At 64.5% G+C, this 14174-nt stretch carries 13 protein-coding genes; 9 read left to right on the top strand and 4 right to left on the bottom strand.

The genetic code is table 11. The features are described 5' to 3' along the window. Positions 1 to 8: 8 nt before the first annotated feature. On the bottom strand, positions 9 to 1760 hold the full coding sequence (locus NCR37_RS03965) for an ABC transporter permease (protein ID WP_250471867.1): 1752 nt from the start codon (positions 1758 to 1760) through the stop codon (positions 9 to 11). Positions 1761 to 2258: 498 nt separating this feature from the next. On the opposite strand from NCR37_RS03965, the gene NCR37_RS03960 reads away from it, so the two are divergent. From NCR37_RS03960 to NCR37_RS03950, 3 genes are all read left to right on the top strand, one after another. After that, positions 2259 to 2555 (top strand): hypothetical protein, encoded by a 297-nt coding sequence (locus tag NCR37_RS03960; protein WP_250471866.1) that lies wholly within the window; start codon positions 2259 to 2261, stop codon positions 2553 to 2555. A gap of 22 nt (positions 2556 to 2577) precedes the next feature. Continuing rightward, a complete protein-coding gene (locus NCR37_RS03955) occupies positions 2578 to 4260 on the top strand; it encodes a sensor domain-containing diguanylate cyclase (protein ID WP_250471865.1) in 1683 nt (560 codons plus the stop codon). 94 nt (positions 4261 to 4354) lie between these two features. Then, the gene (locus NCR37_RS03950) at positions 4355 to 4618 is read left to right on the top strand and encodes a double-stranded DNA-specific endonuclease (RefSeq protein ID WP_175939818.1); all 264 of its coding nucleotides are present in this window, start codon (positions 4355 to 4357) and stop codon (positions 4616 to 4618) included. 25 nt (positions 4619 to 4643) lie between these two features. Here NCR37_RS03950 and NCR37_RS03945 read toward each other — a convergent pair whose 3' ends face one another. Together NCR37_RS03945 and NCR37_RS03940 are read right to left on the bottom strand one after the other, a co-directional pair. Next, positions 4644 to 5987, bottom strand: coding sequence for an ATP-binding protein (locus NCR37_RS03945; RefSeq protein WP_250471864.1), 1344 nt, complete (start codon positions 5985 to 5987; stop codon positions 4644 to 4646). Next, complete coding sequence (locus NCR37_RS03940) at positions 5971 to 6693, bottom strand: response regulator (RefSeq protein WP_175939816.1); 723 nt, start codon at positions 6691 to 6693, stop codon at positions 5971 to 5973. The genes NCR37_RS03945 and NCR37_RS03940 overlap by 17 nt, the downstream gene beginning before the upstream one ends. A gap of 223 nt (positions 6694 to 6916) precedes the next feature. Here NCR37_RS03940 and NCR37_RS03935 point away from each other — a divergent pair, with 223 nt between their 5' ends. Beyond that, positions 6917 to 7501, top strand: coding sequence for a Spy/CpxP family protein refolding chaperone (locus NCR37_RS03935; protein WP_250471863.1), 585 nt, complete (start codon positions 6917 to 6919; stop codon positions 7499 to 7501). Positions 7502 to 7564: 63 nt separating this feature from the next. On the opposite strand, the gene NCR37_RS03930 is transcribed toward NCR37_RS03935, so the two are convergent. Beyond that, positions 7565 to 8263 carry a pirin family protein gene (locus NCR37_RS03930; RefSeq protein WP_250471862.1) on the bottom strand — a complete coding sequence of 233 codons (699 nt, stop codon included), beginning with the start codon at positions 8261 to 8263 and terminating at the stop codon, positions 7565 to 7567. A gap of 493 nt (positions 8264 to 8756) precedes the next feature. Between NCR37_RS03930 and NCR37_RS03925 the strand changes: the two genes are divergently transcribed. The 5 genes from NCR37_RS03925 to NCR37_RS03905 all read left to right on the top strand — a co-directional run bounded on the left by NCR37_RS03925 (position 8757) and on the right by NCR37_RS03905 (position 14125). Continuing rightward, positions 8757 to 9443 carry an ABC transporter permease gene (locus NCR37_RS03925; RefSeq protein ID WP_175939813.1) on the top strand — a complete coding sequence of 229 codons (687 nt, stop codon included), beginning with the start codon at positions 8757 to 8759 and terminating at the stop codon, positions 9441 to 9443. Between the two features lie 54 nt (positions 9444 to 9497). Continuing rightward, the gene (locus NCR37_RS03920) at positions 9498 to 10211 is read left to right on the top strand and encodes an ABC transporter permease (protein ID WP_248321668.1); all 714 of its coding nucleotides are present in this window, start codon (positions 9498 to 9500) and stop codon (positions 10209 to 10211) included. A gap of 28 nt (positions 10212 to 10239) precedes the next feature. Next, entirely contained in the window at positions 10240 to 11019 is a 780-nt protein-coding gene (locus NCR37_RS03915) for an ABC transporter ATP-binding protein (RefSeq protein ID WP_250471861.1), read from the top strand. Between the two features lie 529 nt (positions 11020 to 11548). Next, a complete protein-coding gene (locus NCR37_RS03910) occupies positions 11549 to 12718 on the top strand; it encodes a porin (RefSeq protein WP_248321667.1) in 1170 nt (389 codons plus the stop codon). A gap of 249 nt (positions 12719 to 12967) precedes the next feature. Next, a complete protein-coding gene (locus tag NCR37_RS03905) occupies positions 12968 to 14125 on the top strand; it encodes a porin (RefSeq protein WP_250471939.1) in 1158 nt (385 codons plus the stop codon). Positions 14126 to 14174: the final 49 nt, after the last annotated feature.

Genomic DNA, 14174 nt, shown 5'->3' with positions numbered 1-14174 from the left:
ACTCGTCCTCAATCCAGTCGAAGCCGCGCTTCGGCGTAGGCGTACAGCGGGCGCCACAACAGGCGGTTGAACAGCGTCACGAAGAGCGACATCACCGCGATGCCGAGAATGATCTCCGGGTAGTCGCCATCGGCTGTGTTCTGCGCGATATAGGCGCCCAGTCCGTGCGCGACGACGCTGGTTTTGCCCCACGACACGGCTTCCGCCACGATGCTCGCGTTCCACGCGCCGCCCGAAGCGGTGATCGCGCCGGTGATGTAGTACGGGAAAATGCCCGGCAGCATGGCCTTCTTCCACCACTGCCAGCCGCGAATCTGAAAGTTCGTCGCGGCTTCGCGGTAATCGTTCGGATAGGCCGAAGCGCCCGCGATCACGTTGAAAAGGATATACCACTGCGTCCCGAGCACGATGAGCGGCGACAGCCAGATATCCGGGTTCAGATGCCAGCGCACGATCACGACGACGAACACCGGAAACAGCAGATTTGCCGGAAACGCCGCGAGGAACTGCGCGAGCGGCTGGAACTTCTCGGCGAGCGCCGGGCGCAGGCCGATGAGCACGCCGATCGGCACCCAGATCACCGAGGCAATCGCAATCAGCACCACCACGCGCAGCAGCGTGATGAAGCCGAGCACGAACACGTGCCCGACTTCGCCCCAGGTGACGCCCGTCGCGACGAAAGACACCACCTTCCAGACGACGTACGCGGTAATGACGAGCACCGCCGCACCCCACGCGATATCGCCGGCCCGCGTCGAAGACACCGGCGCGCGCAACGGCAGCTTCACGCCTTGCAGCGACGGCAGCCGAATCGGCACGCGCGCCGCTTTGGCAAGAATCCATCCCGCCGGCACGAGCAGGCGGTGAATCAGGCGCGTGCGGCGAATCAGGTCGAGCAGCCACGACTCCGGCGCGTTGCCCGAGCTCGTGTTCTCCATGCGGAACTTGTCCGCCCACGCGACGAGGGGGCGGAACATCAATTGGTCGTAGGCGAGAATCACGACGGTCATCGCGAGAATCACCCAGCCGATCGCACCGAGGTTGCGCTCGCCGATGGCCGCCGCGAGATACGCGCCGATGCCCGGCAGCACGATGCTGCGATTGCCGACTGTGATCGCTTCGGACGCGACGACGAAGAACCAGCCGCCCGACATCGACATCATCATGTTCCAGATGAGGCCGGGCATCGAGAACGGCACTTCGAGCTTCCAGAAGCGTTGCCAGTTGGTCAGGTGAAAGCCGCGCGAGACTTCGTCCAGGTCGCGCGGCACCGTGCGCAGCGACTGGTAGAAGCTGAACGTCATGTTCCACGCCTGGCTCGTGAAGATCGCGAAGATGGCCGCGCACTCCGCGCCGATCACGCGCCCCGGGAAAAGCGCGAGAAAGAACGTGACGGTGAAGGAGATGTAGCCGAGCACCGGCACCGACTGGAGGATGTCGAGAATCGGCACCAGCACGAGCGACGCGCGCCGGCTCTTCGCCGCGAGCGTGCCGTAGGCGAGCGTGAAGACGAGCGACGCGACCATCGCGGCCAGCATGCGCAAAGTCGTGCGCAACGCGTACTCGGGAAGATTCGCGGGGTCGAGCGAGATCGCCTGCGTCTGCAACGTGGAGATGGGCGCGAGCGTCTCATGGAAGCCGACAGCGGCGAGCGCGATGATGCAGATGATCATCGGGAACGCCACGAAGTCCCAGCGGTTGGGCAGGAGCCGCCAGGCGGACGCGTTCGCCGTGCGATTCAGATTGAAACCAAATTCCATTCAAGGCCCTCCCCGTAAGGCTGTGTTACGACCGCGCAAGGCGCGGATGATGCTCGAGACGGCCAGTGCCGTCGTCCGGGCGAGCCCCCTCCTTCGTTGCCGCGACGGCGCGCGATGGCGCGCAATGCGTTCAACGCGTTCAACGCGTCCGGCCGCCCGTCGGACGACACGCGCTCGCGCTGAACCGAGCGACACTACACCACTCGCGATGACAGGCACAACCTTCGCGCCGAACTTTGGCTCGCGGCGCGCAGCTTCTGTTGCTCATCGGCACGGCCGAGCCGAACTGAAGGGCCGGCGCAGACCGGCGCGCGCCGTTTCGTCCTTGCAGCGCGCTTTCGGCCCGCCATCGCGCCGAATGCACGCACAAGCGAGCCGCCGCGGCAAGCGAACCGCGTGGTTGCGAAGCAATGTGTTGGGCGAACGCCGTTCGCAGTAATAAGGCGCTTGATAGACGACGAAAAACATCGTCCAATCTGGGCTTATCACAAACAATAAATGAGCGCCGATGCAATGCGAGACGCCAAGATCGAGTCGGAAGGCCGTCCGACGGACGCGAGACACCTTTCTGGCCGCACGCCCGAAGCTCGCGCGCATGCACAGACCGCCGCCGCCGCGCCTGACAGACGCAATGAACGCGCCCGGGCAAGCCGGCTGACCGCCCGCCTCAGGGCGGCGATTATCGCGTTTTTGGCCCGTGACGGCGAGTCCCCGCGCGAATCGGCTACCCCCGGCGCGCAGCTTTTCGCGGCCGCGTCGCGAGCACGCGCCGAATACCCGATGACCGCGGCGTGACGCCGTGACACGGGCCCGACCGATGAACAAGCTCCTCCTGCACCGTGCCATCGCGACGCTTTGCCTCGCGCTGCTCGCGCTCGGGTGCTGGGTTGCCGCCGGCCTGCTGTCGGACCGGATGGTACAGCAGGAGATGACCGCGACCGTGCGCACCGAACGGCAGATGGCGGGCTCCATCGTCGACAACATGGCGCAGATCATCGCGAGCGACCTCGCCATGTCCCGCGCCATTCCCGCGACGCTCGCGCAGATGGACGTCACGCAGCGCGCGCTGTTGGAGTCGCGGCGTTATGCGTCGAGCGTGAAGGCGACGGAAACCGTCCGGCGCCAGCAATGGATGGCCCGGCCTGGACTGGACAAGGTGAACCGCTTTCTGCACGACGCGCAGGGCTTCTCCGGACTCGACTCCCTGTGGCTCGTGAACGAACAGGGCTACTGCATTGCGTCGAGCAACGCGGGCGAAGACGACAGCTTCATCGGCTACGACATGAGCGGCCGCGCCTATGTCGTGCGGGCGCTGCTCGGCGGTTTCGTCGAAATGTACGGCGTCGGCCGGCTGTCGGGCGAACCGGGCATCTTCATCGCGGCGCCCGTGTACCAGGACGGGCTCTTGGTCGGCGCGGTGATCGCAAAGGTGAGCATCGACCGGTTGCGGCACTGGGTTTCGCGCCCCGGCACCTTTGTCACCGACGAAAACGGCGTCGTGGTGATGGCGCACGACGGCCGGCTCGAATATCAGGCGATGCCGGATGCGGCCATTGCACGCATGACGGCCCGCGAGCGCCTCGAACACTATCGACGCGACGCGTTTGCGCCGCTGCGCATGGAAAACGTCGGCGAGCGCATGCGGCAGTCGGCGCCCTGGCTCGCGCCCGCGCTCGCGAAGGACTTTTTTGCCGTTAACGGCGACACCGTGCCCTCGCTGTACGACGAGCGCACCGGCCTCAACTCGGGGTTGTCGGCGCATATCGTCCACCCGCTCACCAGCTGGACCGAAATCACGCGCAACCATAGCCGCGACCGCCTGCTCGTGTTCCTCACGATGCTCGGCGTCGTGACGCTCGCCGTGGTGATCGCCACCTCGTATTCGCGCGAGCGCAGGCTGCATCGCGCAACGCGTGATCTGGCGGAGCAGTTGCAATCGGCCAATACGCTCTTGTCGGCGGAAGCGCGCCACGACGCGCTCACGGGCGCCCTGTCGCGCCGCTATTTCCTCGACACGCTGCGGCAAGAGGTCGAACTGGCGCGCTCGACCGGCACGCCGCTGTCGGTCGCCATCGCCGATCTCGACCATTTCAAGCAGATCAACGACCGCTACGGGCACGCGTCGGGCGACCGCGCGCTCGAGCATTTCGCGGAAGTCTGCCGCGAGCAGCTTCGTCCGAGCGACGCAATCGGGCGGCTGGGTGGCGAGGAATTCGGCATTCTGCTGCCGCAGACGTCGCTCGCCGACGCGCAAGCCGTGCTCGAACGGCTGCGCAAGCGCTTTCATCATGAGCATTGCGCGCATTTGCCGGACGATGCGGTGCTCTCGGTCAGCATCGGCATCACCGAACAGGCGAGCGACGACGCGCTCGAATGGATGCTCTCGCGCGCCGATCTCGCGCTCTACGAGGCGAAATCGCGCGGGCGCGACCGCAGCGAAGTGCGCCCCGCCGACCCGCCGCCCACGCGCCACACGGAAGACTCGCTCGCCGGCAAGTAGCGCCGCCGGCATATCCCTCGTCGCCACGCGGACATGTTCGCGCAGGTATCATCGGTCCTGGGTATCGACTGCGTGGCTGTTATCGGAGGATTGCATGAAGGGAAATCTGGTCATCGTGTGCCGCGATCAGGACGCTGAAACGTTCGACCAACTGCTCGCGGAGTACGGGTCGTTCCAGACGCGGCTGTCGTCCACCGCGTGGTATCTGAAGATCGACCTCGCGCCCGAAGTGATTCAGGAGGAAATCCTGTCGCGCCTCGGCAAGTACACGACGCACTACATCTTCGAGGCGTCCACCGTGACGTACAACACGGTAGATAGCGAGGCGGCCTCGGCGCTTCAGACGCTGTTCGACTGAGCCTCGCGAAAGTACGCGCGCGTTGTCAGAACGCGCGCTCCTCGTGCGGCGATCCGGCGCGGCGCGCCGTGACCGTCCGCGCGGCGGGATCGAACGGGAAGGTCATCGCGACCTGCAAGCCGCCATCGACCTGATTGCCGATCTCGCACTCGCCGCCCGCGCGCCGCGCGAGCCGCTCCACAATGGCGAGCCCGAGGCCGCTATGCCCGCTGCCGCCGCGCGCCGGATCCAGCCGCACGAACGGGCGGCTCGCCTTGATGAGATCGTCGGGCGCAATGCCCTTGCCGTGGTCCGACACGGACAGCACCCAGCCTTTCGCCTCGCGCCGCGTCTCGATGACGATGGGCGGCGCGCCATAAGCGTGTGCGTTGTCCAGCAGGTTCGAAAGCAGGCGGTCGAGCGTCGCGGCCGGCAACACGAAGTCCGGACCTGCTTCGAGCTTCAGGCGCACGGTATCCGCGCCCGGCGCGACCGCGCGATACGCCCGCGCGACGCGCTCGCACTGCTGATCCACCGCGACCGGCTCGCTGCCGTCCGGGCGGTCGTGCGCGAAGACCAGAAACTGATCGACGATATGTGCCATGGAATCGACGTCGCGCACCACGCCGTCGCGCGTTTTTTCGTCGTCCATCATTTCGGCGCGCAGGCGCAGGCGCGCAAGCGGCGTCTTCAGATCGTGCGCGACGCCCGCGAGCATCACGGCGCGGTCGTTCTCGCTTTGCGACACTTCGCGCACCATCTGATTGAAGCCGTGCGTGAGCTGGCGCAGCTCGCGCGGGCCGCGCTCCGGCACCGGCGGCGTGGGCTGCCCGCGTCCGAAACGCGCGACCGCCTGCGCGAGCGAGCGCAGCGGCGATTGCAACTGCCACGCGGCAAAAAGCGCCGCCAGCACGGCCGTCGAAAAGATGATGGCAAGCCACACGAGCATGCGGTCGCGCGAGCGCGGCGGACGCAGCGGCTGCACCGGCACGACGATCCAGCCCGCGTCCTTCGCGCCGTGGACCCAGACGCTCGGCGGCGCGCCGGGCGGGCCGGGTCGCACGTCGGTGCCGTCGGGCAAGCGGTCCTTCATGTCCTCGATGAAACGCGAGAGCGGACGCGGAAGCTCGTCGCCGCTCGCGGGCTGCGGCACATCCGCGTCTTGCAACGGCACGATACGCACGCGCGAGGGCAACGGCTGCTCCGGATTGTTCGCGATGTGCTGCCGCACCGCTTCGACGAGGAACGCCGCTTCCTCGACGGCATAGCGCGTTTGCGAGTAGTCGCGCTCGACGCGGATGACGGCGAACCACGCGAGGTGCGAGAGCACCAGCACGCCGATGACCAGAACGACCAGCCGGCCGAACAGCGAATCAATGGGCCGGCGCATTTTGCTCGCCGTCGGGCACGAACACGTAGCCGCGTCCCCGCACCGTCTGGATGAAGCGCGGCGCGGAAGGATCGCTCTCCAGAATGCGCCTCAGGCGCCACACCTGCACGTCGATGCCGCGGTCGGTGCCGTCATATTCCGGACCGTGCAGCAGTTCGAGCAGGCGCTCGCGCGTGAGCGTGCGCATCGGGTGGTTCACGAAAATCTTGAGGAGCGCGAATTCGCTGCCGGACAACGTGATTGGTTTCTCGTCGTGTTGCAGGGTGCGCGACTGGAAGTCCAGGCGGAAGCGGCCGAACGAATACGGCTCGCGCTGCTCCGGCGCGGCGGACGGAATGGTGCGGCGGCGGCGCAGCACCGCCTGCACGCGCGCGAGCAACTCGCGCGGGTTGAACGGCTTGCCGAGGTAATCGTCCGCGCCGAGTTCCAGACCGACGATGCGGTCCACGTCGTCCGCGCGCGCGGTCAGCATGATGACGGGAATGTCGTCACCCGATGCGCGCAGTTTGCGCAGCGCCGTCAGACCGTCGACGCCCGGCATCATCAGATCGAGAACGATCAGATCGGGCCGCTCGCGCTCGATACGGCGTTCGAGCGAACCGGCGTCGTGCAGCACCGATACTTCGATGCCCTGCCGGACCAGATAGTCGCGCAAAAGGTCGCGCAGTTCGGCGTCGTCGTCGACGACAAGGATTTGTGTAGTCATGAGAGGGAGTTTAGCGCGTGAGTCCCGGTCAGTCGGCGGCCTCTCGCGCCGCAAAGGGTTACGGGGTGTTACCGCGAAAGCGGCGCGTAAACGAGCGTAATACGAAACGCCGCCCCGGTAACACGCCCGACGGCACGAGCCACTACGCTGTGTCTCACCGACCAGGCGCGGTCCTTTATGAAATCCGCGCATTCGGCTCCGTCATCAATCAGGGAGTCTCACGATGAATAAGCAATATCGCATCCTCGCCGCCGCTGCTACCGCACTCGCGCTGACCTTCGGCGCGGCCCACGCCGCCACCAACGACGCGCCGAACGCGCCGCCGCCCGGCGCTCCGGGCGTGATGGGCGGGCCCGCCGGTCATCACATGGAAATGCGCATGCAGAAGCAGCTGGACCAGTTGCACGGCCAGCTGAAGCTCAATGCGGATCAGGAGAAGCTGTGGCAGACGGCCATCGACACGATGAAGCAGAATCACGCCGCCATGCGGGCGAGCCATCGCCAGATGCACGAGCAGTTCGAGTCGATGCAGAACCAGCCGATTCTGGACCTGAACGCGATGCACGCGGCGCATCAGAAGCTCGAGCAACAGCAAATGCAGTTGCACGAGCAGACGGCGACCGCATGGCTCAACTTCTATAACTCGCTCAACGACCAGCAAAAGACGACCGTGAGCACAGCGCTCAAGCAGCACTTCGCCCGCATGCGCGAGCACCAGCAGAAGATGCACGAGCGCTGGGGCAAGCATCGCGGCGGGCCGGACGCCGCTCAGGGCGCACCGGGCGCATCCGCGACTGCGAAACCGTAAGCGGTTCTCGCAGGCGAAAAAAAACCGCGGGCGCGAGCCCGCGGTTTCCACATCGACAGCCGATCACGCCAGATCGAACAACAGCACTTCCGCCTGTTCGCCGCCGTCGATCGTGACTTTGGCGACATCCTCGATCTTCGCGGCATCACCCGCGCCGAGCGCCTCGCCGTTCACCGACACCTTGCCGCGCGCCACATGCACATACACGCGGCGGCCCGCCGGCACGTCGAAGTCGGCGCGCTCTTCGCCATCGAACAGGCCCGCGAAAATCCGCGCGTCGGCGCCGATCTTCACCGAGCCGTCCGTGCCGTCGGGTGAAGCGATCACGCGCAGGCGGCCACGCTTTTCCTCATCGGTGAAACGCTTTTCCTCGTAGCCCGGCGCGCCGCCCGGCGCATCCGGAATGATCCAGATTTGCAGGAAGTGCGCCGTTTCGGTCGGCGAGCCGTTGAACTCGCTATGCCGCACGCCGGTTCCGGCGCTCATGCGCTGCACGTCACCGGGGCGGATGGTCGATCCGTTGCCCATGCTGTCGCGATGCGCGAGCGCGCCTTCCAGCACGTAGCTCACGATCTCCATGTCGCGATGACCGTGCGTGCCGAAGCCCTGTCCGCCCGCGACGCGGTCTTCGTTGATCACGCGCAGCGCGCCGAAGTGGACGTGCTCCGGATCGAAATAATCAGCGAACGAGAAGGTGTGATACGAGTCCAGCCAGCCGTGGTTGGCGTGACCGCGTTCGTTGCTGCGGCGAATCTCGAACATGTTGTGCTCCCGGTGTAGACGTTGAACTGCGATGGAGACAATGTAAGGGCGGCCGCCTGCCGGAACAACGAGCGCAATGGCACTACACCGTCCCGCCGATGGAGGTAATCGGACTTGTCCGGCTATCGCCGCGCGCACGCCGGGTTCGGGTAAAATACCGCGCTTTTCGGGTGGCGGCGTCGCGGCAGCGCCTTCGGAAACACGGGCGGCGGGGCATTCGGGGCATTTGGGGCATTTCGGGGCATCCACGACATTCGCGGCGTTTGCGTTTTGGGCGTGCTCGCCAATTTTGGCCACCTAGAATACGGACCGCCGGCTTCCGCACCATGACGGCGCCGCAAAGAAACGAGACCATCCGCGTCGGGGCTCCATCGAGGTAACGGCGCGAGCCGCGCGTAGGCGGTCAACTTCGGCGGCCAATTTCGGCGACGAATCGCGGCGGCGAGCCGCTTCGTGCGCGCGTGGAATGGGCGCACCTTATCAAGGAATCACCATGTTGCAAGGCTACGGTCCGCTGATCCTCGCGGGCACCTGGCAGACCGTCAAGCTCGCGGTGCTGTCGCTGGCGTTCGCCTTCGTGATCGGCCTCATCGGCGCGGCGGCGAAGCTCTCCAAGAGCCGTATCGCGTCGGGCATCGGCACGGTCTATACGACGCTGATTCGCGGCGTACCCGATCTCGTGCTGATGCTGCTGCTCTTCTACAGCATCCAGATCTGGCTGAACCTGCTCACCGACCAGCTCGGCTGGGACCAGATCGATATCGACCCGTTCCTCGCGGGCATTCTTGTGCTCGGCTTCATCTACGGCGCGTATTTCACGGAGACGTTCCGGGGCGCGTTCCTTTCGGTGCCGCGCGGCCAGCTCGAAGCGGGCGCGGCCTACGGCATGACGCCGTGGCAGACCTTCTCTCGCATCATGTTTCCTCAGATGATGCGCTTCGCGCTGCCGGGCATCGGCAACAACTGGCAGGTGATGGTGAAGGCGACCGCGCTGGTGTCGATAATCGGCCTCGCGGACGTGGTGAAGGCGGCGCAGGACGCCGGCAAAGGCACGCAGCGGTTCTTCTTCTTCACGCTGCTCGCCGGCGTCGTCTATCTCGCCATCACCACCATCTCGAACTTCGTGCTGATCTGGCTGGAGCGGCGCTATTCCATCGGCGTGCGCAAGGCGGACCTGTAATCAGCGGTATTCGGATATCCAGCCTTATTCCAGTATCAAAGAGCGGCGGACTTCATGATCGAAATCATCCAGGAATTCTGGAAGAACTACCTTTTCACCGACGGCTACCGCATTACCGGTCTCGCCATCACGATGTGGCTGCTCGTCGTGTCCATCGGACTCGGGTTCTGCCTCTCCGTGCCGCTCGCCGTGGCGCGGGTCTCGAAGAACAAGCTGCTCTCGCGCAGCGTCTGGCTGTACACGTACGTCTTTCGCGGCACGCCGCTCTACGTGCAACTGCTGCTCTGCTATACGGGCCTTTACAGCCTGCAGGTCGTGCGCGATCACATGCTGCTTTCCGAGTTCTTCCGCAGCGGCATGAACTGCACGCTGCTCGCCTTCACGCTCAACACCTGCGCGTACACGACGGAAATCTTCGCCGGCGCGATCAAGGCGACGCCCTATGGCGAGATAGAAGCGGCGCGCGCATACGGCATGTCGAGCTTCACGCTGTATCGCCGCGTGATTCTGCCGTCGGCGCTGCGCCGCGCGCTGCCTTACTACAGCAACGAAGTCATTCTGATGCTGCACGCGACCACCGTCGCGTTCACGGCGACGGTGCCGGACATCCTGAAGATTGCGCGCGACGTGAACTCCGCGACGTATCAGTCGTTCCAGGCGTTCGGCATTGCCGCCCTGCTCTACCTCGTCATTTCGTTCGCGCTCGTGTGGCTGTTCCGCCGCGCCGAACATCGCTGGCTCGCGTACCTGCGGCCGCAAGGCAAATAAGTCAGGCAATCGGGCTACAGGACCGCACATGAATTCCCAGAAGCACAAGCTTTTCGTCGACGACATTCACAAGCAGTACGGCAGCAACGAAGTCCTGAAAGGCGTCTCGCTGAAGGCGAACGCCGGCGACGTGATCAGCATCATCGGGTCGTCGGGATCCGGCAAGAGCACGATGCTGCGCTGTATCAACTTTCTCGAACAGCCGAATCGCGGGCGCATCTTCGTCGACGGCGCCGAAGTGCGCACGATGATGGACAAGACCGGCGCGTTGAGAGTCGCGGACGCGAAGCAACTGCGGCAGGTCCGCTCGAAGCTCTCGATGGTCTTCCAGCACTTCAACCTCTGGTCGCACATGAACGTGCTGGAGAACGTGACGGAAGCACCCGTCAACGTGCTGGGCCTGCCGAAAAAGGAAGCCGAGGATCGCGCCCGCACGTATCTGGAGAAGGTCGGGCTCGCGCCGCGGCTGGAGAAGCAATATCCGTCGCACTTGTCGGGCGGCCAGCAGCAGCGCGTGGCGATTGCCCGCGCGCTCGCCATGCACCCGGACGTCATGCTCTTTGACGAACCCACGTCCGCGCTCGATCCGGAACTCGTGGGCGAAGTACTGAAGGTGATGCAGACGCTCGCCGAGGAAGGCCGCACGATGATCGTCGTCACGCACGAAATGGCGTTCGCGCGCAATGTGTCGAACCACGTCGTGTTTCTGCATCAGGGGCGCATCGAAGAGGAAGGCCGCCCCAACGAGGTGTTCGCTCAACCGAAGAGTGAGCGGCTCAGGCAGTTTCTTTCGGGTAGTCTCAAGTAGCTGCCGCAGACTCTTCGAGAAAAAGCGCCCGCAAGGCGCTTTTTTTTCGCCCCTCGCGCCCCGCCCGACGGCCTTTCCAACCCGTTTCCGCCCCTAGCGCCGACACGTCCGCGCGTCAATAGGCGTGAAACCTGACCCCGAAACTTACCCAAGCTCAGAGCCTTGCTGCATAAGGCTTTGCGAGCCGTTTCCCATGCTTTGGGTCGCGTGCGCGCCACAATGGCTTTGCGTTTTTGACACACCGCATCGGTGAGCGTCAAATTCCTTTGGCGAGTGTGACGTAATTTGTTAAATTGGTAACTAAAGTACCAAAACGAAGTGCACAAAAAGTAGTTTTACTTCAAAACAAAGTGAGGAAACGCCAGTCGACGGACCGGCGTCAGATTCGCGCCCACGACGCGCGAGTCGTCACGAGCACTGTCGTTACGCGTGTGTCGTTCCTCGAAAAACAATTTCCGGTTGGATGCGCCCGCATCGAACCGCACACGGCAGCACTTGGTTCTATTTCTTGACAGGGTTGGAGGAGATGATGAAGAAAGCTTTGCTCGCGGCAGCAGCACTGCTGACGTTCAGCGCAGTGGCTCAGGCTCAAAGCAGCGTAACGCTGTATGGCCGCCTGGACGCCGGACTGGAGTACATGAACGGCGTGCCGACCGGCGTCGGCGCCAACGGCGCGGCCACCGGCTCCTCGCACCGCTTCCGTGCGGAAAGCGGCGACTGGGGTACGAGCCTCTGGGGCATGAAGGGCGTCGAAGATCTGGGCGGCGGCTATCGCGCCGTGTTCCAGTTGGAAGGCAGCTTCAACACCATGACGGGTCAGGGCCCGGGCGGCGGCGGCCTCTTCAATCGTTGGGCGACGGTCGGTGTCGCGAACAACAACTTCGGTACGCTGCTGTTGGGTCGCGAACTCTTCATCGCTAACGGCGTGTGGGACTTCGATCCGTTCGGTCAGTCGAACTGGTCTTCGGCTTCGCTGGTGCGTGGGCGCAACTGGCCGCAATCGAGCAACAACATTTCGTACCAGTCGCCGAAGTTCGCGGGCTTCGACTTCTACGGCCAGTACGCACTGTCCAACGCGACGAACTGGAACGGCAACGGCACGACGCCGCAAGGCCGCGAAGGTGGCGCGTACATCACGTACACCACGCCGCTCTTCCAGATTCGCGGCATGTACGACGAAATTCGCAACCCGGCCAACGGTACGCTCGGCGGCGCCTACAACGCGCTCAACGGCGGGACGACCGGCGCGAACAACGCGAACGGCAACGGCGTCTACGCGTACTCGCGCGAGTACACGGCGATGTTCAACCTGTTCCTCGGCCAGTTCAAGGTCCAGGGCGCTTACCAGGCGATCCGCTCGTCCGGCATGGTGGGCCAGCTGCCCGGCCAGCCGACCACGCTCGACCACGAATGGGGCGGCGTGACGTGGCAAGCGACGCCGGCGGCGGCACTGATCGGCGCGGTCTACCACGTGAACGGCAACAACGGCGCGGGTAACGCGACCATCTACACGGTCGGCGGCTCGTACAACCTGTCGAAGCGCACCCTGTTCGACCTGCAAGTCGCGACGGTGCAAAACAGCAAGACCGCCAACTACGGCCTGAACGCCAACAACTTCGGCACGGCCGCCGCGACGGACAACCCGTTCGCCGGCCACAGCCAGACGGGCGTCTATGCCGGCATTCAGCACTCGTTCTAAGCAGCGAGTCTGAACCAAGAATAGTTCTATAAGGTTTTCACGCTGCTGCGAGAGGCGCGTATCGGTGCGGTGCCCGAAAGGGTGTCGCACCGTTTTTTATTGGCGGCTCGTCTGACGCATGCATGCGGCGGCCTGTTGCCGCGTTTGTCAAATTGAATCAAAAGTACAAAGCCGACCCTCCGAAAATGTAGTTCTCCTTCAAAATTCCAACGGCAGTTGGTTCACTTTTGACAGGAGCTGGAGGAGATGATGAAGAAGGCTTTGCTTGCAGCGGCAGCGCTGCTGACGTTCGGCGCGGCGGCGCATGCCCAGAGCAGCGTGACGCTGTATGGCCGCCTGGACGCGGGACTCGAATACATGAACGGCGTGCCGACCGGTGCGGCGAAGAATGTCACGGGGAGCCGTATCCGCGCCGAAAGCGGCGACTGGGGCACGAGCCTCTGGGGCTTGAAGGGCGCCGAAGATCTGGGCGGCGGCAATCGTGCCGTGTTCCAGCTGGAAGGCAGCTTCAACACCATGACGGGCCAGGGCCCGGGCGGCGGCGGCCTCTTCAATCGCTGGGCGACGGTGGGTATCGCCAATAACAGCTTCGGCACCGTGCTGCTTGGCCGCGAACTGTTTGTGTCCAACGGCGTATGGGACTTCGATCCGTTCGGTCAGTCGAACTGGTCGTCGGCTTCGCTGGTGCGTGGACGTAACTGGCCGCAATCGAGCAACAACATCTCGTACCAGTCGCCGAAGTTCGCGGGCTTCGACTTCTACGGCCAATACGCGCTTTCGAACGCGACGAACTGGAACGGCAACGGAAGCACGAAGCAAGGCCGCGAAGCAGGCGCGTACGTGACCTATACGTCGCCCTACTTCCAGATTCGCGGCATGTACGACGAAATCCGCAATCCGGCCAACGGCATGCTCGGCGGCGCGTATAACGCACTCAATGGCGGCATCACCGGCGCGGACAACGCGAACGGCAACGGCGTCTATGCCTATTCGCGCGAATACTCCGCCATGGCCAACGTGTTCCTCGGCCAGTTCAAGATTCAGGCGGGTTACCAGGCGATTCGTTCTTCGGGCATGACCGGCCAGTTGCCGGGCGAACCGACCACGCTCGACCACGAATGGGGCGGCGTGACGTGGCAAGCGTCGCCGGCTGCGGCGCTGACCGCTGCCGTCTATCACGTCAACGGCAACAACGGCGCAGGCAACGCGACGATGTACACCGTCGGCGGTTCGTACAACCTGTCGAAGCGCACGTTGTTCGATCTGCAAGTCGCCACCGTTCAGAACAGCAAGACGGCGAACTACGGCCTCAACGCCAACAACTTCGGCACCGCCGCGTCGACGGACAATCCGTTCCCCGGCCGCAGCCAGACGGGCGTGTACGCAGGCATTCAGCACTCGTTCTAAGCAGCGCGTCTGACGCACTAAGCGGCGCGGCCCCCGCAAGGAGCCGCGC

Source organism: Caballeronia sp. GAFFF1 (assembly GCF_023630705.1).
Taxonomy (GTDB): Bacteria; Pseudomonadota; Gammaproteobacteria; order Burkholderiales; family Burkholderiaceae; genus Caballeronia.
Note: the sequence above shows the minus strand (reverse complement) of the source record. Positions and strands in the feature narration are given on the sequence as shown.